Here is a 19,565-nt window from a genome sequence, read left to right on the forward strand (position 1 = left end):
ATACTGTTTTATGTTTCACTGCAACCATTCAATAGACGGCCCCTCATTCTCATTTTCTCTTCAATTATTGACGGTAATGACTTTGCGACGACGCGGTTTTATACCCTGCGCAATACTTGCCAAAATAATGATTCCGCATCCTAGCATTTGTACCGGTGAAAGCGATTCTTCAAAGACAATCCATCCGAGCATCACGGCTGAAATAGGTTCGATATAAGAGATGGTACTGAAGGTTGCAGCAGGCATGCGTTTAATGGTGTAGATCGCTAAAACAATCCCCAGAAAACCCGGAAATATACCCGCCAGCAACATCCAACCCCATTGGGCTGTAGATAATGACAATTCTGAATTCAAAAGCAAAGGCACAACACAAAGCGCACCGACTAAGAACTGCCAGCTACATTTAGTAAATTCGTGGTAGTGCGTTGGAATGACCCTATTAATCAAAATAAAACTGGCATAACAAGCCATTCCCGCCAATGCCAAAGCCAAACCTAACCAAGATGTCTGCGATGTCGCAACATCTGTTGGTTGGTACATAACGAGAATAAAACCGAATAAAACGATGGCGACGGATGATGATGAATACCGATTGAGTCTTTCTTTAAGAACAAAGTGTGCGATGACGGTTGCAACAACGGGTGCCAAATATAGCGCCATGACTGCGATTAGCATCGTTGTGTAATTCAAAGACGCGACGAAAAACGTCATAAAACCAGCGATCATCACACCGTTCACCAACATTAAAGGATGAGGCTTGATGCGCAACTGACGGCTTTGACCCGTTATCACCATTAACAATAGTAAAAGAGCGCCACCAATAAACAGCCGAAAGAAAGTGACGGTAGCGGCATCCAGTTCAGATAATCGCGAGATCACACCGATAGTGCCCATACAAACAGCAGCGGTAGTCGCAAGAATTATCATTTTTGGCGATATGGTGTTGGGCATAGTTGGCTCTTAACTGAGTGATTTGTTGTTGTGTTTTCGCACGCCGCGAATAGGTAGACCTAATATTACACCAACGAGGGAAGATGGATATCAATTGTCGTATTTTAAAACCCAATACTTCGCATTGCACTAATTAAATCATTGGTTTAATTAGTGTCATATCAACATGAAAATGTTATTTGATAATAAAAAACACTGTTCATACGAGTTTTGTTCCTATACCATTCATGCATTATATGAATATACTATTGGGAATAACGGATGTACAAATGGATGTCGGTATTCGCTTTATTATCTGCAACTTTGCATAGCCCTGTTGGCTTTTCCGCCAGCATTTATAATACTCCAGATGATGTTTTACTAGAGCACCGAAACATAGTTTGTGAAAGTATCGTTTGTAAATCAATCACTGAACCAAAAACTGTACCTGCAGTTGGAGATGTTCCGAAGAGAAAGCAGAATGAAACGTTAGAAGCGGTTTCTAGTGCTCTTTATATTGTCGGTTCTATGGGTTTAGCTGACAATCATTCTAACTCCGAACATGAGATGTTGACTTCTGACTATCCACCTCCGAAAGTGAAGTATTAATTTTTTGCTTAGCTACAACCAAAATCCCAAATTAGTCACAATATCGGCAGGATACTTTCGGTAATGTTTATCCACATATAGCCATTATGATGAGGCCTGTGCATGAAAACACTCGCTTGTAATTCTGTGAACCTAGAAGCGCTGGAATTATTGAACGATATCGAAGCAGAGCTATACCAATTCGCCAGACATTCTTCACTGCTACCGCAAATTGATGCAATGAAACATTGGTTAAAATTTGCAGATAGACAAGGCGTTTTTAAACATGCTTGCATGGTCGATGGCAAAACAGCGCTCGATGCTTGTACTGACGTACTAGAAAACATTGGTTTCTCAGCAGAGCATTTGTTTAAGTACACTCTTTCAAATCAAGGGTGCGTAGGTGAATCCGGATACTATGACATATTATTCAAGGACGATGAAGCTCCTGACATCAATGATGAAGAATCAGGGGATGAAAGTGGTTCACGTCCGGTCGTCACTCTACACCATTGGACAGGCAAAAAGGAAAGGTTCGAGGTAACACATTCCGTTTTTTTGCATGCACTTAGAAAATACTTGATAACCAAGGGCAAGCTAAATTTAGCCACCAAGGTGTCAGGGAAGTACAGGCTGTCCGATGAGAGCAGCTACCTATGCGAGCCGTTTACCGTATTACCAAGCTTTCTTAACGAGTTACAAACTGAATTGATAATGGCTCGGACTGAAAATCGACAAACGTTTTATGGTCGCATCGCCATCAGTATTGATAACATTCTCTTTTTGCATAAGCCTGCCCTGTAATACCCTGCGTTTAGCTATAACAGAACAAGTAGTGAACCTTTCGGCTATGGCGACGATTAGACGATAGACTAGCTTAGCGTATCAACCTCACCACCAATGAACCTGGGGCTCGGACAGACTCGACATTATGGCTAATAACCGTCCCTTCGACAGGTGCCGTATAGGTCTCTACTTCATCACCAAAGCTGTTGTATTGTATGGCCAAAACCTGTCCTTCTATAACCATATCCATCAGTTCGACATGACAAATAACAAAACCACCTTGCTTTGCGCGCACGCTAATAATCTCTTTGCCCTCAACACACAACGTTTCGTTGAACTCAACTTCCCCCGGAATAATCTCATACGATTTAAGAATATTTAATACACCGTTGGTCGCCCGATCTATCATCTCCAGATCGGTATACCGGCCGATACCAACTTCAATGGTGATGGATGGAATACCAGCCTGATTGTAGACCGTTTCAAGAATACCCGGATCACCCGGGTCATTAAGAATGACATCCGGATTGATAAGCCTTGCCATGCGAATAGAATCTTCTAGTCGGTAGTCCGCAAAGGCATAAAGTGGGTAAGCAGAACCACTTGTTTGAGAATGGAGATCGATAGCTAAATCCGCATTGGGCTTAAGTAGATTTTCCCAAAGACTATTCGCATAACGACTGGCATCATCACCCGTTGGGCTACCCGGAAACACACGATTTAGATTGGTAGATGAGCTATCTGGCGCGGCAGAATGGAAGTCACGACTATGGCGAACAATACCCGTCAAATTCACTGTCGGCACTATAGTCACCGTACCGATAAGGTCTAAATCAACCAGAGCTCTCGCGAGCTGCTGTGCAGTTAGGATACCGTTTTGCTCGTCTCCATGAACACCAGCAGTAATCATTATCCGTTTACCCGGTTCTTTGCCTTTGAATACCCTAACAGCTAGAGTTTGTGGGTGACCAATGGCATCGGTAGCCACAGCAAACCAAAATTTATGCTCACCCGCCGCAAGCGCATCCACATTTAACGCTTGAATTGTAGGGTACATAGGAACAATACATTCGTTCAGTGAACCGATCATTAACCTCTCCATAGTCAAAAAGTGCAGTGCGCCATGTTAACTCAATTATTACCGCTACGCTTCCCCTACTAACATCACCACTTTACTGGACCGTGGCGACGGAATTAAACGAACATAGCTTGATGATTATTCGTTGATCTGAAAGTTAAATCAGAACATCGCCTTGTAAGGAAACCATTCACAGATTTAATAGGTGCGCCACTCTAATTGTTAAACCCTTTTCTCCTTGTTAACCTAAGTATCTACTCGGAGAATAACCATTTTTTGCAACAGAGGATATGCAATGGCAATTGTATGCAAAACAGAGAGAATGATTATCAGGCAGTTCAATTTGGACGATACCGATTTTATCGTTCGATTGCTAAATGAAGAATCGTTCATTAGGTACATCGCTGACAAAAACATTCGAACCCATGCTGACGCTATGAATTACCTTACTACCGGGCCTTTATCAAGTTATCAAACACATGGTTTTGGTCTAAATCTGGTGCAACTAAAAGGCACAAATACACCAATTGGCATGTGCGGTTTATTGAAAAGAGAATCGCTCGTTTTTCCAGACTTAGGTTATGCTTTTTTACCTGAATTTTGTGGCAAAGGTTACGCAAGTGAAGCAGCTGAATCTGTTTTAACAGAAGAAATGGTCGCTCATTCTCTTAATACCGTTCTAGCGGTGACGCTTCCCGACAACGTTAACTCTAACCATTTATTGAGACGCATCGGCTTCAACTTGACAGGGACGGTGGAATTATATGATTCACAAAACAATCTTTACGAATACGGTAACCAAAAATGACTAACGGTTTAGCAAGGTCATACCCCTTCGCTTAAATTAGGTAAACTACGTTAGGCAGTTGGTCTAACAATCTAGGGAGGTCGTTCCCGGAGAAGCCAATCGTTCTATCTGGATAACCGGGTGTATAGAGAATCTCAGTTTTATTTATCATCTCTTGGTCCACTACTATTTGAACATGTTCGGGAAGCCCAATGGGGCACACAGCACCAGGTAGACAACCAATTTCTTCTGTCATCTCTTCTGGGCTACAGATAGAGACACGTTTTCCCAGAACCGCTTTAACAGCGTGTCTATCCAACCTTTTATCTTTTTCTGTTAGTAATAAAGCAAAACCGCCACCTTTGAGTTTCAAAAATAAGCTTTTGCTCATGGTTCCGGTAAGACCTAGTTCTTTAGCTACTTTTTCATCGGTGGCAAAATCATGGATGGGTTCGTGTTGCCACTGTTTAAAGGCAATATTGTTTTCTTCAAATAACTGCTTATTGAACTGATAAATAGATTCCAAACGGTCCATTATAAATATTGGCTCCAAATTAGTTTAGTTTGAGTAGTGACAACAATAAATATAATCATAGTAAAGATTACACCTATCCATTTTATTGCTTTTGAGTTTGAAAACATCAATGTCGTTCCTACGGCACCCATTGATACCCTATAGAATCAGACACGTGAATACTTACAGATTAGATTCATTGACGTAATAAATATATCTAATAAAAATAATTAGCAATAAGTTTTACTTATAAGATAGGCATCCCACACGAGGAAATTGAACGCGCGAATCAGATAATCATTGGAAAGCGGTAATGGATTCTCACAGATAAACCAACGAGTTTTATTTGGCCCTTTCATACGCATTCATTTCACTCACCTCAATTTAGTGAGCATAAACGCTTTACTTAAACTTAGGTTGAGGTATTAGCATACACAATGTTGCTTACGAACAAACTTAAGGAGAGATAAATGATTCAATTAGAACATGTTAATTTAGTGGTGAATGACATTCCAGAAATGTTGAAATTTTACCAAGCTGCATTTCCTCACTGGTATGTTCGTGATGAAGGGAAAGGAGACTGGCACGGCAAACCACGTAACTGGTTGCACTTTGGCGACGAATATCAATATATCGCGTTAAGTGATCATGGGGAGGGGAAAAATCGTAATTTATCTGGGCATCAAGTCGGTCTAGCTCATTTCGCTTATGTGACCCATAGCATTGACGGAGTAATAGAGAGGCTTGGTCAAGCTGGCTTTTCAATAGCAAAATCTGGTGCAAAGGAACCATATCGTAAAAATATCTATTTCGTTGACCCAGCAGGATTTGAAGTCGAGTTCGTGGAATATCTAAGCGATGACCCTAAGCTACGTAACCGCTCCAGTTGATTCAGTTTGAGGTACGTAAACAAACGGCCATATCCCATTCAGTAAACACGCGAATCCTTACTAAGAATTTGTTACAAATAGTACTTATATGTATGGCCAGAAAACCAAGAATGACACTTTATTCGATTGTAGAATATTTCGATATAATCAAACACATCGACATACGGTATTTCAAAGCCACCTTTAAATCAGGTGGCTTATTGCACTTTAGTTCCAACTTAATCCTCCATATGACTTTTCCGTGGTAATTTATGAATCAACCAATAACCTACGCTCATTGATAATACGACCGATGCGATTGCAAAAAGATAATTTGCACTCATTGACTCAATATCAATGATGATCACCTTCCTTGCAATTGCCATCAATGCTGTCGCCATAACTATTTTGACATGAATGACATGATCTCTAAGATAAACCGTGATATTTATGAAAATTTCTATCGCGATTAATACCGCCATGAACGCGCCAAAAGTGGCAAGCATGTCTGATATTGTTAGAATTAAGAATGGAGGCGATGTCAGTTTTTTGTATAGAATCCATGAAACATCAACTACCCCCATAATAATTACAAATACCATGAGAATAGACAGTGCTCTTACAGACCAGTGAATAACCACTTGGAGACGGCTTGATAACTTGTCATTGTTGTCAATTTTCATGTTCTCAACTCCTTTTACTGTTTCGCGGACACAATGGGAGAAAGAAATTCATCCGGTTTTAGAGTAACAACGGTTGCATCCAATTCATTTAACCAATATTCAGCTTTATTTCCCATTAAGTAACCAGCGATACCGGTTCGAGACATAGACCCTAAGAAAGTGACATCAATTGACTTCTGTACAATAAGTTGTGGCAGTAGTTCTTTTGCATGTCCTTGTATTAAATCAATATTAACTTTCACAGAATCACTATCTTCTTCTATAAGGTTTTCTACGAGAGCATTCAGTTTTCTTAAACGCTCAGCCCGCATTTGATCTGTAAGATGAGCGATATCCGTGTCATTGTAGCCACTCCATTTTCGTAGAAAACCTTCAGACTCTAATTCCCATATGTGGCACAAAATTAATTCCGAACTTGTTGCTTTACATAAATCGTATGCTGCATTAAAAATTTTCTTGCATAACTCTGCGCTGGCTTGTTCTTCAAGATCAACGGCTGCTAGTATTTTTTTAGACGAATGTAACTCATTTGTTGTAGACCAAATCGGAATTTCAGACTTTCGCATTAAGTGAAGCGTTGTACTTCCCCTTTGACAAGCCTGGGTCTTATTACTTCTGTGACTGTCAATAACTATATAATCCGAATTATCCTCTCTTGCACACTGAATTATCTCTATGAATGGGATCCCTATTCTTACTTGGATATTAAAATCGATATTCTGATATCTACCTCTCAATTCACTAACAAGCGACCTTAATTGTGAATGATATGTTTTGGTAACCTTATCAATAATATCCAATGTTCTCACAGAGTATTGACTGATTTCTTTCAACTCATTCATGTCCTCGATTACCGTCAATAACGTAATTTTTGATTCGGATTTGTCCGCCATATTAAATATATTGTTGAGAGATGAAGTTATCGTTTGTTCCGGAGCTACAGGGACTAATAAGTTTTTAAATAACATGTTGCCTCCAATGAGTCGGTGAATAATTTTGCTTCACAAAAACAATACTTCACTCCAAGTATTAATAAAAATTAATAATTACAATAATAACTATAGATAATTATCTATACTTAAAACTAAACTACGCTTATGACGTTGTTATATCTTGGGTATAAAGTGAAGGGGAAGTAAATGCAGTTACTAAAAAACCGGTTGTCTAGTTTTCGCTGTTTTCGTGTCTTTCTTACCGTCTATGAGCTGCGTTCAGTTTCAGGAGCCGCCAAATTATTGAATCTTACTCAACCAACCGTATCAATACAGCTTAAACAGTTTTCTGAACTTCTAGGTGTCGAACTCTATCACTTGCAAGGGAAAAAATTGGCGTTCACTGAAGCTGGTCATATGACAGCTCGATATTGCATGCAGATAATACAAAATGTAGATGATCTCGAAATAGAAATTGCCAATTTATCACAACTAAAATCAGGAACTTTAAAGGTAGCCGCCGTAACATCTTGTGAGTATTTTGTCCCACATTTAATAGGGAGTTTTTTAGATCAGCACCCTATGGTGGACATTGCTTTAAAAGTTGAAAATCGTGACAAAATAAAAGAAAGATACAAGAACGGTCGTGATGATTTATACTTATTCAGTCATATAGATGGTGATATGAAAGGCGATATTGTTCCTCTTTTCCCGAATAATCTCTACGCCATTGCTAGTAAAAACCACCCTCTTGCGCTTAAGGGGCGTATCACATTACAGTCACTCATTGGTTTCTCTTGGATCTTACGAGAACAAGGTTCAGGTACTCGCCAAGCGATAGAAAAACACCTTGCTCAGCATGATATAAATATAAAACCAAAATTTGTTATGGAGAGCAATGAAGCAATTAAGCACTGCGTTATGGCCGGTATGGGGCTTTCCATTCTTTCTGAGTATGCTTTAACTCAAGAAAATCCCGAAAATATAGCAATATTGTCTGTCGACACCTTCCCTATAGAAACTCAATGGAATCTTGTATTTCCGAGTTCAAAGAGGCAAAGTCCGCTCAGCCAAGCATTCATGGCGCACCTTATTGATTATAAAAAAATATTGAAAAATAGCTCAATTAAGCAAGAAATATCTTCATTTCACAACTTACATAATAGTACGACTTGAGCGAGTGTAATAAATATGTCTAATAAAACTGAAGGCGTAGATCAAATGATCGCTGGATAGAGGTGTATTTTTGCCTTGATTTTTATCTCAGTTGCCAAACTATCGAGTACTGTGTTTCGCTTTATACATCTCAGCATCAGTATGATGTAATACGCTCTCTAGGGACATATTTTGTTTTCTACGCCATGATATGCCAACGGCCGCAGTGACCGTCAAACTAAGATTATTTTGTGTGTCAGTGAACAAAAATTCTTCGAAATTAGATATAGATTTAAACAACTTATCTCTATTTTCACCAAACTTTTCTCCACACACTAAAATAAACTCATCACCACCAATACGATAGGCATTACCTTTCCAATGGGTATTAATTTTTTCTGCTAATAGTTTGAGTACTCGGTCACCTATTTCATGCCCAAAGGTATCATTAATCAACTTAAACCGGTTTACATCTAAATAGATAACGGTATGTTGTGCAGGTATACCTCGTGCAAATTTTCGATACAAGGCTCGACGGTTCTTCAATCTCGTTAAGTTGTCTGTTATTGACTGAACATGAAGAAAATAGGCAATAGTGCCAACCAAAAGAAGAAGTAAAAGTAAGAGCCATAATCGGTAGCTATTAAATTTTTTCTCAGCGAACAGGTTTGCACGCCAATCGGGAATAACATTATATTTGTTCACGATTTGATGTAGGTCGAGCATTTGAATTGCCCGAGAAAAGAGAGGTGACAGTTGCCTACCCATTTCATTTCTAGCAAATGCAACGGCTACTTTAGATGAATAAAAATTACCAATTAATGTATCTTCTGCGAAAGGTAACACTGTACCTGATTTTATTAACAAGTGATTGTAATTGGCTCGACTTAATACAATATAGTCAACATCTCGGTCTAGCAGAGCTTTAATTTGTCTATCTTGGTTCTCATATCTATACAATACTTTATTCGGTAGCATGCGAGTTAGCAGAGTATCGTAAAAGTCTTTCGTTATAACGCCAACTCGTTCAGTAATCAGCTCTGAAATATTACCATAAACATTATCTTTATAGCCTTCTCGCTTTAACAGAACAACTTCTGGAAAATAGTACGGATCGCTAAAGTACATATGATTTTCGCGCTGTGGGGAAATAATAACTTGTGCAAGAATATCAATTTTCTTCTGTAGTAAATCAGAGTACATACTCTCCCATGTTTCATCTGCTTTACTTACAATTTCACACTTTATCTCCAATATTGCACATGCTTGGTAAACAACATCGACGCTGATACCCTCAATGGCACCGTTTTTATTATAAACGGTATACTCATCTAAATTTTCTGACTTAACTTTGTATCTCTTTTGCAGATCTAACGTGCTTTGTCTTACTGCCATACGAAGAGATTGTCGGCGAATAGTAAACTGGTACTCTTTAATCGCTGAGCTTAATACTCTTTGTACCGCCTCGCTGTAGGCGTGTTCCTGAATCTTTTGAAGTAATTGTGTATGCATTCCCATAGGAGCCACAATAGATACAGGCTTTATAGGAATTTGATCATTCAATATTTCCGCTTGAAAGCCCTTCATAAGCATTGGCTTTAACTGATTAATGGCGTCAACGACACCATCGACCGTATTGGTAGACAAAAGGTCAACGGCGGCATCATGACCTAGATAAGGGATCTGCTTAATCTCAGGGTAATATTCGAGAATTAGCTCACCATAAATGGTGCCTTCGGGAACCCCAACAACGTTAATTTCATTTAGGTGAGCCCCCGTGTTACTGAAAAGATAGGTATACTCAATATTCGTCGGTGGTGATATATCAAAGTGCTCCGATCTTTCTTTCGTAAAAGTCACATTCGCGGCAAAGTCGGCATCTCCAACCTCAATAGCCTTCAAAATGGCATCAAAGCTGGAATACGTGACGTATCTTATATTGAGGTCAAAACTACGTGCTGCCGAATCGAACAATATACGCGTTGTAATATCATCCGCTTCAATTGCAATGTTATAGGTTCTAGCTGGAGAGTCGTCATTTGCGTAGACAACATGGCTTATTGTTGCCAACCACAAAAAAGTCATTACAAATAATACAGTTTTTATCATGACGGTATGAATATTTATAGTTTTAGTGTTGATATACAACAGTACACCTAATAGCGACTCAAATATATAAGCACTTACCGACAAATATTCAAAGGCGTGAAGGCTGTTAGATTATAACACCCTAAAGAACCGTCACTCATTGTGACGTGACGTTAATAATGAGCCATTAACGAAAAACCATTGAACTGAATTACTTAGCCAATAGAAATAGGCATTACTTTATTTTTCCCCAAACGCTTTGCTTCATACAGTTGCTGATCTGCTCTATCGATTATTGATATAGGGGTTTCACCTTTCACGAATTGAGCGACACCAAAAGAAGCCGATATATTCCCAATTTGTTTACCTGTTCGTTTATTTTTGACAGAAATTTTCTCTATCGATTTGCGCACAATTTCTGCAAACTGACTGGCAACATTAAGGGACGTACCTGACATGAGTAAGGCGAACTCTTCACCACCGTATCGATAAGCTGAAAATCCATCTCGACAGCTGGCTTGTAGCCTTTGAGCGATAGCCTTGATTGTTATATCACCAAATACATGACCATAATCATCATTTAAACGTTTAAAGTTATCTATATCTAAAAGTATTAAACACAAAGGATGCGAATGTTCAGATATACAATAAGCCGATATAGCTTTATCAAAAGCGCCTCGGTTCAATAATCCTGACAAACTATCGTAAAGCGCATCATTCTGTACCCTTTCTAGCTCCTCCTTGAGGTTAGCAATTTCCGTACTCGCCGTACTCATTTGTTTATTGAAATAGCTTGTGGTGTTTTTCACCTTCTCCGAATTTTTTGCAAAATCACGAACTAATGAAAGCAAGTCTTCAAAGGAATTTGCACCTTTTTCTATTTTTTCTAAATCTGAGAAATTTTCTTCTATCGATTTTTCAAATGACGTGGTATCCGCAAGCGTGTCTCGCATTGAAAGCGATACCTCGTTGACGAGACTTTCGAGGTTTCCTTTTAATTTACGTATATCTGATTCTGTTTTCCCAGTGCAGTAAGTCTGGTAAAGCGCTTTATTGTGACTTGGCAGACATAAACCATATTCTGCTACAATTCCGTCTAACTCACTATTTAACTGAGGTTGAGTTTGCTCGATATACGTATACCACAGCTCATAGTTTTGCGGGGTTGTAGGTGTCTGATTTTTAATCATCAAAGGTACCGCCGCTCTGAGTGTTTCTGCTGCTTTTTGAAAGTCCTGTTTCGTCATCTGTTAACCAAGTCACTTTTGTTATTTTTATTATTTCTTATTGTCTCTAATATACAGATTTTATTCACTATTTTCCTATATGTTCGCTGCTATTTCAGAAAAATAGCGGATATTCCCATTTTCGGGAATGAGGAAATGATGCTGCATTCCCCCATACTTTTTATCTATTTCATAACACTAACTGTTTCTTAACGCTTCAATACGCTTATCAAGCGGCGGATGACTCATCAGAAGCTGCATCATAGTACGTTTACCATTGATACCAAACGCCATCATCGATCCCTCTAACTGTGGTTCGTGGCTCACCTTTAACCTTTCCAGAGCCGCAATCATCTTCTGCTTACCCACTAAGTTTGCAGCGCCTGCATCGGCATAAAACTCTCGGCGACGGCTATACCACATGGTGATAAAACTGGCGAGAAAACCTAATACCATCTCTAAGAAAAAAGAAACGGCAAAATACAACATCATATTTGTCCCCTGCCCTTCCTCTCTATTCCCAGACGAAACAAGGTTAGCCACGAACCTTGAAAGGAAAATAACAAACGTATTCACCACACCTTGCATCAGTGTCATAGTGACCATATCGCCATTTGAGATATGGCTGATCTCGTGAGCCAGTACCGCTTCGGCTTCATCGCGAGTCATGTTTTGCAACAAACCACTCGATACGGCAACTAACGAATCATTACGTTTAGCACCTGTGGCAAACGCATTGATGTCTGGCGCATCATAGATGGCCACCGTTGGCATGCCGATACCCGCTTGCTTTGCTTGCCTTTCTACTGTGGTTAGTAACCAATGTTCTGTTTCATTTCTTGGGCTCTCTATCACTTGCCCGCCAACAGAGCGTAACGCGATACGTTTTGACATCAGCAGTGAAATAAGAGAACCACCAAATCCAAATATCGCAGCCATAACCAATAGGCCACTCAAACTACCCGGTTGCACACCTGTTGTCGCATACACAATATTTAAGACAATACTTAACACCAAAATTACCGCTAAGTTGGTTGCCAAAAACAACATGACTCGTTTCATTTACTTTCTCCGATAAAACACTTATTGGTCAATTGACCTTTTATTATAGCGGCAAACCCGTAACAAGGAGTGTGACGCGATTACTTAACCTGAACTCTGGATAAGAAAGCCTAAAGTGTCAATAATTTCAAGACATTATATTATCAAGGTACTTAGTACCGTAATTTTAGGTGCATAACTAGGCAAAATCATAAGCCAATAGAGGTCTATTGCGTTGATTTTAAAGACGTTAGGCGCTAAAAGGGCGAGACTAAGTGGCTTTAATTATCCAGAATTCAGGTTACTGACATATAGTCATTGATTTTGATTACAAGGTTAAGCGAGAAATTGAAACAAATTGTCAACGGTAAGCTATCAACAGGATAACGCCCACAAAAAGCCTAGCAGATAAGATCTATTACCTGAAGTCGGTGACTGCACTGAGATTCAATGACATTGGCTTAATAAACTGATTGAAGAAGGTGAATGACGCAAATAACCGTCATTCCTATAAAGCGGAATTATTGAATGGGTAATAACACATCCTGTCCCCACTTTCGTGGAGGGCTGTCCGGTTAAGGTTATTTAAACCTGTCATCCTGACGAAAATTAACCTGTTTTCACGAAAACCGACGTCATCCCCATGGAAATGGGGATCTAAACTCACCAAGATTCCCGTTTGCACGGGAATATGAGGATACGCGGAGCTATTAGAATGAAAAGCGATGTTGAAAGTGACTAGTGCCGTTCTTTAAGATAGATATATTCACCATCGCAGCTTTCGCGCTTAGTAACCCTTTTCTGTAGAACATCCAGTTCGACAATTTCACCCGGGAAAATAAGATCTGGGTCTCGATCACCAAAGTATTTTGGATTCAATTCTTTCAACTTCTTGTACTGCATATCATACATTTTAGCAATTTTGGTTAGATAATCATTTTTCCTAACCGTATATTCTTCAACCACCACATCGTATTCACAGTCAACCAGCACTTGGATCGGGTCTATTAAAGGCGTTGGTTCTGGTAACGGTTCAACAACGACAACGGGTTCTGGCTCTACCTCAACGACAGGCTCAGCAATATACGTTTCGCTTTGCCCAAAATTGTATTTTAAACCAAGTTCATAAGCATAAAGGCTATTGTCCGTTAGTTTATGAAAGTAACGGTATCCTAGAACTAAGTCTAACGCCTCTGTGATGCCATACTCAATATTCAGTTTTGCCATCGCAACGGTATCGTTTTTATCATCGCTCCAATAAGCCATCGGACCCACACCTAGGTTTATGTTTGCATATTTAGATAATGGCAGCACGCCAACTATTGAAGCGCTATAGCCAATAAGATCATCGTTGCTGTTCGACAATACTGAACGCAGATTTGCCACACCTAATTCAGTTCGAAGATACGGGTTCCATTGGTAACCGGCATCAATACCATACGCAAATGTCTCCTTTTCGTCGTCTAAATCACTTAAAAAGAGTGCTTTGGGTGCCACATAAAAGTAGTCCTCTGAATATTGTTCAACGTTCTCATTTGCCCGTGCAAATTGAAGTGTAGAAACGGAAACAGCGGCTACCAGAAATAATGCTATTTTTGTTTGCTTCATATTAAATACCTAACCCAAATTCGATGATAAAAGAGCCAGAATAACGACCAGTATGAACGTCATCAAACTGCTGAGCCTTGTCATAACCAACCAGTATTTTGTATACAATTTGGTCATCGGTTTGTTGTTTCGGCACAGGTACGTTGCTCACATTGATGGTTGTACCATCCGTTACGATCTCTTGCTTTGAACAATATTGATCACATTTGATATCGTATTTAATGGTTGCACTGTTGGTCGCATAGTCTTCATGTTTAAGATAATAACCTCCGCCCTCTGGCCTAAAGGTCATATTGATACCCTTAACAAAATTCCCTGTAACGGTCACCTCAAACTCCGTCGGCTTGCCCTTCACCGTTTGGGTTGATTTGTCATACAAAGGTTCTATCACACCATTCAAACCATTTGATGGTAAAAATGGCCCGATATTTCTGATATCAACGTTATCGATAAAATCTATCTTAGTAATATTAAACTGTAGCGAGATTGGCATGGTCAGCACGCGGTAAGTAAGAATGTCGCCGCGATAATAGTAATAACGAAACGTAACATTCGTTGACCCGATGAAATTACCAACGCTAGACGCGGCTTTTAACGCCGTTTTTAAGGCCGATTCGTCTTTTAAACTAAAGATAGGTTTAACAAAGAAAAAAGGTGTTTGCCCAACAGAGTTGTGTTGAAGGTGCTTGCTACCTATGCATTGACCAGAATTCGGTGAAGCGGAATACACCGCAATCGTATTGCCCGAGACTGTCGTGTTTTTACAATGATTCTTCATCGTAATTGAAGAATCATTGTTTTTTGCCGTGAAGTTGGCCCCACTCCAGTTATATTCAAACCCTGATATATGAATAGGCACATTGATTGTAGTGCCTGATGCATCGTTACCTTTAAGCTTAATCGTAGCCTCTTGTGGTGCGGCCCCAGGGATCCAGCGTTCTGTTGGCGCTAAATTCGCGTATATCTCGGATATGGAAGAGGTAAGAAGCGAACTATTATATGCCATGCCAGTATCCCAAATAATCTGGTCACGCTTGTACTCTGCAGTAATCGTTACCGCACTAGCATTAACAGAAAAAAATACGAAGCAAAGAAGCATCCACTTTCTTATAAAATCCCGTGAACTCAAGCATGACTGCATTTTAAATTCATCCTTTATATTTAACGGTCAGTTTTTCTTTTGATTTTTCGTCATGGTTAACAACTGTCACATTTAAATCTTGTCCAAATGCATCCACTGGCAATGGAAAGTTTTTCAAGCGACCTTTAATAACGGTATATACGCTTCTGCATGTTCTTTTAGATTTATTTTGGCAATTATCCACCACGACACGAACCATCGTATTGCTTTTATTAAAAATGGTGATGTTTTCCCCATCGGTTTCAATGTCATATTCTAAAACAGCGTCTTTGGCTGGAATAATAAATATGGGGGCATAACCTATAAATACATTCATTTTTTGTTTATAGGTTTCATCATCCGGAACATAAGGCTTCGGTATAATCGCAATCTCAAAGGTTTTATCTTCGTTCAAATCACAGGCACTGCCGCAAATGGCTTTCACCCCTAAGCTTTTCGACCTGCCGGGTTCCAAAATAAGCTTATTATTGCTTAGTGCTATTGCCCATCTATCTAAGTTGCCTCTGGAGTACTCTATTTTTGAATACTCCCCTTTTTCGTCTGTTATTATTTCTCTAATGCTGGTTTCAATATAATAATTCGTCTCTTTATCATTGGTAAGAACATACGAACCATTACCTTTTTTATCTGAAACAATAAACATGGTATCGAGAAAAACGGCTTGTGACGCGCTAGAAAAAACGCTCAGTAAACCAACCAATAGTGCTATTTTTTTCATTCTTACCTCAAAATTCTAAATTATTTATTTAAACTGACATCAACGGGTTTTGTATTAGCAGCATATTGTAGTAACGAATCAATCGTGCGATTTTGTCGCATCGTTATTAACGTTTCGTCGCTATAAACGATATATACCGATGATAAATACTGCCCCTCAGCTAAATAAACCTTCACATGTGAGTCTTGTAAATCATCAATAACATTTAAAACATCGGTATCTGGATGGAAAACACCTAAGTGTTGTACGATTTTTTTGTCGCCGTTACTGTCTTCAAGCTCTTTTTTCTGACCAATTTTTAGATCTGGAAAACAATAATTATTGCCATAGTTCACCTTATCATTGTTGATTACATTCAACTGACAGATAAGCTGTTCATCCGATTTAAGGGTATAAGGCAGTTCGTCTATGACGGTTAAGTTATAGACACCATCAACCACGCTATTCATTTCAATACACCCTTCGCCTTGACAGCTTAGCGACGAAACAGGTTGATTAAATATATCCATAAACCCTGCAACAATTCTTTTTGCTTTGCCTACGGTTGCATTTACTTTTACGACGCTTCCCGGGTGCGCATAACCCACCACATATTTGTCGCCCGTGTTATACAGGTCGGCGATATCAGTATTAAGATCCATTTGATAATTGTCGTATGGTGTCAGACGTATTAACTCTTTGGTGTTATGGATGTAGTTCTTTTTGACGCCGCCGCTATTTGTTCGTCGAACGGTTAAATGCGCTTTTAGGTCATCACTATTATTCACCGAGCTGGAGTTGGTCGCGATATCGACTAAACCATAGGATTGTGATTTTTCTGATGTAAAGTAGACCTTATTGTTGGTCACGACTTGAGTGCTACTTAAGTCAGCAGACACGCCGTAGTTGTCATCAGAATCATAACTGGTATAGGCGCTGCCACTCACCCTTTTGTTGTCGTATTGACCTGAGATAGAGGCATCTGTTGTCGAATTATTACCACGACTTGTGCGGCTATAATTATTACCGACCTGACCATAGGCATTAAAGTTATCGGTTTCTATCAATCGATTCGCTGTCAGCGTATTTCGGAAGTTGTTAACCCCATCATTGTCGCCTGTGACCATCGAGTTATAAGATAAGCCTTGTTCTGGGTCAAGATCGATATTTACAGAAACTGATGCGCTCAGTTTATCTTCAAATGCGCGTGAATTATCTTTTAAATCATCGGTATAACCGACATTGAAGTCTAATCTGATGTGATTATTTAATTGGGTCGATAAACCCGCCGTGACATTCACATTTTCATAATCACTATTATAAGTAACATTGTTATTGTTACTGTAAGAACCACTTAACCGACCATAAGAAGCGTCTGCAATTGGAAAGCTCGTGCCCACATATAAACGTTCATAATCACCATAACCAAATAATGTAGAGGCGAGGTTATGTTGGTCGCTACCAATTAGCTTCTGGTATGACACAGAGAAGCTGGTAAACTGCAAGGTTGAATTTAGGTATTGCTCACCTGTTGTTGCGTGGTTATACGCCAGCTCAAATTGACTATCAAATGGCAACAATAAGGATGTGCCCAACAAGGCGATACCGCCTAATTCGCTTCCCGTTATACCCAAACCAACGGTGGCATAATCATTTACCTTTGAAGCGGCCAAACCTCTAGCAAAACCAACCTCTTCTTGCTTGTCTTCATTATCGTAGATCGATGACCCCTCGAGGGAGCCTGCGGCCAAAGAAAAATCAAATTCACCGTTTGATAAGGTATCATTCGATTGATTAAACACCGTGAACCTTTCGCGAGACACCACAGAATTGCCCGACGTAATTTCGACTACAACATCGTATATTCCATAGGGCAGTTCAGCGTAACCGAGTTGTTGTTGCCCTTGCTTCGTATTGCCACTAAATATAATTCTGTTATTGGTTGTATTACGAACCACTATTCGGCCGGACGTTGGCGCAAAATAGGCAAGGCTCTTCTGTTGGTTTTTCTTACCCAAAAGGAGTTTGTTGGAAGAAGCCACTTCAATAACACGTTCTCTAACATTATTTATTGAGCTGTTATTGCGTAAAAAATCTGTCGCGTTGAGCGAATCATAGCTTCTAAATTGGCCCACTCGCATTTGATAATTTTGATAGTCCAAATAATAGGCCATTTTATAAACATCAAGGTCACTCTCATTAACATCATATTGCGCATCAGCATGGACGTAGCCGTAGGGCAGCCCAACCACTAGTTCGTCATCAATTCTGACGTTCACGTCTTGATTATTACTTTTGCTGCTATAGATTGAGAAATGATTGATCAACGCGGCGTTCTTATCTTCTGAGCGTTGATACGTTAAAAGTTGTTTAAATTGGCTGTTATCGTTCAATAAATCTGGGTTAACAAAGAGTAGAAGCAGCTTGTTATCGTAATCAAAAATAAATTGATAGGTTTCTGGCATAACCAAGCAATCTAAAATATCGGGCTTACTACAGGCAAAATCTGTGTTTATGCCTAGGGCGAGGTCCGCCATGATGCCTTCTAATGCACTTGGGGTTAGTTGAGAGTTTACCAGCGCCTGATATACCTGTTGTTTTTGTTGTACTGAATCGGTCAATTTAATGGTGTTGTAGTTGACCCTAAGTGGCAACATGGCAAAATTTTCGTTGATATCACGAAAAGACACCTCTTCATTCGTAAATTCATAAAACGCCCCAAACCCTTCAGGAAAGCGCTCTGCCGTGTTGGCAAAAAGAGTGGATGAATTCAATAAGGTCATTCCGAAAAGTAAGGCAGAAGCGAATAAATTTTTCATATATTTAACCTAAAGCTAATCGTGAATGCTCCCTGACAAAACCGGACGTCATTATCACTCCCCGACGCGGGAACAGGTGCAAACGTTAGCATTACGTTATGGTTAGAGTTTTTGGTCGCACCCGTTTTATCGTTAAAATCTGTGATGGTTTTCGGTGTACCCAATGTAAATGCACCCGTCGCACTGGTTGCGTTTCCAATGAGTCCATCTAAATGAACAGTGGCCAGCTCTTCGTAGCCAGGAGCAAGCTTTGCGGGGTCGGCACTGAGCGTATCGATATAGCAAGCCGATATGTTTTCTTCCAACGTAAGTTGGTAACCAGAAGAAGAGGAGGCATCGGTATCGCCAACGGGGATGTCGGTTTCGATCTCCAGTTCAAACTCTCTATCCGCAAAGGTTTGTTTATTAGGGTCGTACATTAAGGTGACAGATTCAGGGAGCAACCTGAACGTGACAAGGTCAAAATTGTACATTTTTGATTTATCAACTTCAGTTTCAATCGTCAGTGTCGCCGTATGCTCTATCGCATGAACACTTAAAGGGAGCGCAACCAGAATCAATAATTTTGTGACTGCATTATTCATCTATGATCTCTACCGTTCGTCAAGAAATAAGGTGGTCAG

18 protein-coding genes are annotated in these 19,565 nt (G+C 39.7%); 5 read left to right on the top strand and 13 right to left on the bottom strand.

Annotation, left to right across the window (positions count from 1 at the left end; genetic code table 11):
- Positions 1–60: 60 nt before the first annotated feature.
- Complete coding sequence (locus tag AACW90_RS03830; protein ID WP_390231076.1) at positions 61–951, bottom strand: DMT family transporter; 891 nt, start codon at positions 949–951, stop codon at positions 61–63.
- A 261-nt stretch (positions 952–1,212) separates the two neighbouring features.
- Here AACW90_RS03830 and AACW90_RS03835 point away from each other — a divergent pair, with 261 nt between their 5' ends.
- Both AACW90_RS03835 and AACW90_RS03840 read left to right on the top strand, forming a co-directional pair.
- Positions 1,213–1,539, top strand: coding sequence for a hypothetical protein (locus tag AACW90_RS03835; protein WP_390231079.1), 327 nt, complete (start codon positions 1,213–1,215; stop codon positions 1,537–1,539).
- Positions 1,540–1,641: 102 nt separating this feature from the next.
- Positions 1,642–2,322, top strand: coding sequence for a hypothetical protein (locus tag AACW90_RS03840; protein WP_390231082.1), 681 nt, complete (start codon positions 1,642–1,644; stop codon positions 2,320–2,322).
- A gap of 73 nt (positions 2,323–2,395) precedes the next feature.
- Here the strand turns inward: AACW90_RS03840 and AACW90_RS03845 are convergent, their stop codons facing one another.
- Positions 2,396–3,394: a succinylglutamate desuccinylase/aspartoacylase family protein gene (locus tag AACW90_RS03845; protein WP_390231085.1), complete on the bottom strand. Its 999-nt coding sequence runs from the start codon at positions 3,392–3,394 to the stop codon at positions 2,396–2,398.
- 283 nt (positions 3,395–3,677) lie between these two features.
- Between AACW90_RS03845 and AACW90_RS03850 the strand changes: the two genes are divergently transcribed.
- A complete protein-coding gene (locus tag AACW90_RS03850; protein ID WP_390231088.1) occupies positions 3,678–4,190 on the top strand; it encodes a GNAT family N-acetyltransferase in 513 nt (170 codons plus the stop codon).
- A gap of 31 nt (positions 4,191–4,221) precedes the next feature.
- On the opposite strand, the gene AACW90_RS03855 is transcribed toward AACW90_RS03850, so the two are convergent.
- On the bottom strand, positions 4,222–4,704 hold the full coding sequence (locus tag AACW90_RS03855) for a YbaK/EbsC family protein (protein ID WP_390231091.1): 483 nt from the start codon (positions 4,702–4,704) through the stop codon (positions 4,222–4,224).
- Positions 4,705–5,153: 449 nt separating this feature from the next.
- Here AACW90_RS03855 and AACW90_RS03860 point away from each other — a divergent pair, with 449 nt between their 5' ends.
- On the top strand, positions 5,154–5,573 hold the full coding sequence (locus AACW90_RS03860) for a VOC family protein (protein WP_390231094.1): 420 nt from the start codon (positions 5,154–5,156) through the stop codon (positions 5,571–5,573).
- A gap of 218 nt (positions 5,574–5,791) precedes the next feature.
- Here the strand turns inward: AACW90_RS03860 and AACW90_RS03865 are convergent, their stop codons facing one another.
- Complete coding sequence (locus AACW90_RS03865) at positions 5,792–6,235, bottom strand: phosphate-starvation-inducible PsiE family protein (RefSeq protein WP_390231097.1); 444 nt, start codon at positions 6,233–6,235, stop codon at positions 5,792–5,794.
- A gap of 14 nt (positions 6,236–6,249) precedes the next feature.
- A complete protein-coding gene (locus AACW90_RS03870; RefSeq protein WP_390231100.1) occupies positions 6,250–7,203 on the bottom strand; it encodes a universal stress protein in 954 nt (317 codons plus the stop codon).
- A 171-nt stretch (positions 7,204–7,374) separates the two neighbouring features.
- Between AACW90_RS03870 and AACW90_RS03875 the strand changes: the two genes are divergently transcribed.
- Positions 7,375–8,343: a LysR family transcriptional regulator gene (locus tag AACW90_RS03875; protein ID WP_390231103.1), complete on the top strand. Its 969-nt coding sequence runs from the start codon at positions 7,375–7,377 to the stop codon at positions 8,341–8,343.
- Between the two features lie 99 nt (positions 8,344–8,442).
- Here the strand turns inward: AACW90_RS03875 and AACW90_RS03880 are convergent, their stop codons facing one another.
- The 8 genes from AACW90_RS03880 to AACW90_RS03915 form a co-directional block, all read right to left on the bottom strand.
- On the bottom strand, positions 8,443–10,407 hold the full coding sequence (locus tag AACW90_RS03880) for a GGDEF domain-containing protein (protein ID WP_390231106.1): 1,965 nt from the start codon (positions 10,405–10,407) through the stop codon (positions 8,443–8,445).
- A gap of 218 nt (positions 10,408–10,625) precedes the next feature.
- Positions 10,626–11,657 carry a GGDEF domain-containing protein gene (locus tag AACW90_RS03885; RefSeq protein WP_390231109.1) on the bottom strand — a complete coding sequence of 344 codons (1,032 nt, stop codon included), beginning with the start codon at positions 11,655–11,657 and terminating at the stop codon, positions 10,626–10,628.
- A 177-nt stretch (positions 11,658–11,834) separates the two neighbouring features.
- Entirely contained in the window at positions 11,835–12,698 is an 864-nt protein-coding gene (gene htpX, locus AACW90_RS03890; RefSeq protein ID WP_275134237.1) for a protease HtpX, read from the bottom strand.
- Positions 12,699–13,415: 717 nt separating this feature from the next.
- Positions 13,416–14,285: an outer membrane beta-barrel protein gene (locus AACW90_RS03895; protein WP_390231112.1), complete on the bottom strand. Its 870-nt coding sequence runs from the start codon at positions 14,283–14,285 to the stop codon at positions 13,416–13,418.
- Position 14,286: 1 nt separating this feature from the next.
- Positions 14,287–15,384 (bottom strand): hypothetical protein, encoded by a 1,098-nt coding sequence (locus AACW90_RS03900; protein WP_390231115.1) that lies wholly within the window; start codon positions 15,382–15,384, stop codon positions 14,287–14,289.
- A gap of 49 nt (positions 15,385–15,433) precedes the next feature.
- Positions 15,434–16,144 carry a hypothetical protein gene (locus tag AACW90_RS03905; RefSeq protein ID WP_390231118.1) on the bottom strand — a complete coding sequence of 237 codons (711 nt, stop codon included), beginning with the start codon at positions 16,142–16,144 and terminating at the stop codon, positions 15,434–15,436.
- 20 nt (positions 16,145–16,164) lie between these two features.
- Positions 16,165–18,942, bottom strand: a complete 2,778-nt coding sequence (locus AACW90_RS03910) for a TcfC E-set like domain-containing protein (protein WP_390231121.1) — start codon at positions 18,940–18,942, stop codon at positions 16,165–16,167.
- Entirely contained in the window at positions 18,939–19,526 is a 588-nt protein-coding gene (locus AACW90_RS03915; RefSeq protein ID WP_390231124.1) for a hypothetical protein, read from the bottom strand. Before AACW90_RS03915 ends, AACW90_RS03910 begins: the two co-directional genes overlap by 4 nt.
- Positions 19,527–19,565: the final 39 nt, after the last annotated feature.

The sequence above is a fragment of the Vibrio frigidus genome, from assembly GCF_042465995.1.
Lineage (GTDB): Bacteria > Pseudomonadota > Gammaproteobacteria > Enterobacterales > Vibrionaceae > Vibrio.

Excerpts from the sequence above, each read along its gene's own strand:
- AACW90_RS03830 (WP_390231076.1), bottom strand. The coding sequence starts at position 951 with ATGCCCAACACCATATCGCCAAAAATGATAATTCTTGCGACTACCGCT.
- AACW90_RS03835 (WP_390231079.1), top strand. The coding sequence starts at position 1,213 with ATGTACAAATGGATGTCGGTATTCGCTTTATTATCTGCAACTTTGCAT.
- AACW90_RS03840 (WP_390231082.1), top strand. The coding sequence starts at position 1,642 with ATGAAAACACTCGCTTGTAATTCTGTGAACCTAGAAGCGCTGGAATTA.
- AACW90_RS03845 (WP_390231085.1), bottom strand. The coding sequence starts at position 3,394 with ATGATCGGTTCACTGAACGAATGTATTGTTCCTATGTACCCTACAATT.
- AACW90_RS03850 (WP_390231088.1), top strand. The coding sequence starts at position 3,678 with ATGGCAATTGTATGCAAAACAGAGAGAATGATTATCAGGCAGTTCAAT.
- AACW90_RS03855 (WP_390231091.1), bottom strand. The coding sequence starts at position 4,704 with ATGGACCGTTTGGAATCTATTTATCAGTTCAATAAGCAGTTATTTGAA.
- AACW90_RS03860 (WP_390231094.1), top strand. The coding sequence starts at position 5,154 with ATGATTCAATTAGAACATGTTAATTTAGTGGTGAATGACATTCCAGAA.
- AACW90_RS03865 (WP_390231097.1), bottom strand. The coding sequence starts at position 6,235 with ATGAAAATTGACAACAATGACAAGTTATCAAGCCGTCTCCAAGTGGTT.
- AACW90_RS03870 (WP_390231100.1), bottom strand. The coding sequence starts at position 7,203 with ATGTTATTTAAAAACTTATTAGTCCCTGTAGCTCCGGAACAAACGATA.
- AACW90_RS03875 (WP_390231103.1), top strand. The coding sequence starts at position 7,375 with ATGCAGTTACTAAAAAACCGGTTGTCTAGTTTTCGCTGTTTTCGTGTC.
- AACW90_RS03880 (WP_390231106.1), bottom strand. The coding sequence starts at position 10,407 with ATGACTTTTTTGTGGTTGGCAACAATAAGCCATGTTGTCTACGCAAAT.
- AACW90_RS03885 (WP_390231109.1), bottom strand. The coding sequence starts at position 11,657 with ATGACGAAACAGGACTTTCAAAAAGCAGCAGAAACACTCAGAGCGGCG.
- htpX (WP_275134237.1), bottom strand. The coding sequence starts at position 12,698 with ATGAAACGAGTCATGTTGTTTTTGGCAACCAACTTAGCGGTAATTTTG.
- AACW90_RS03895 (WP_390231112.1), bottom strand. The coding sequence starts at position 14,285 with ATGAAGCAAACAAAAATAGCATTATTTCTGGTAGCCGCTGTTTCCGTT.
- AACW90_RS03900 (WP_390231115.1), bottom strand. The coding sequence starts at position 15,384 with ATGCTTCTTTGCTTCGTATTTTTTTCTGTTAATGCTAGTGCGGTAACG.
- AACW90_RS03905 (WP_390231118.1), bottom strand. The coding sequence starts at position 16,144 with ATGAAAAAAATAGCACTATTGGTTGGTTTACTGAGCGTTTTTTCTAGC.
- AACW90_RS03910 (WP_390231121.1), bottom strand. The coding sequence starts at position 18,942 with ATGAAAAATTTATTCGCTTCTGCCTTACTTTTCGGAATGACCTTATTG.
- AACW90_RS03915 (WP_390231124.1), bottom strand. The coding sequence starts at position 19,526 with ATGAATAATGCAGTCACAAAATTATTGATTCTGGTTGCGCTCCCTTTA.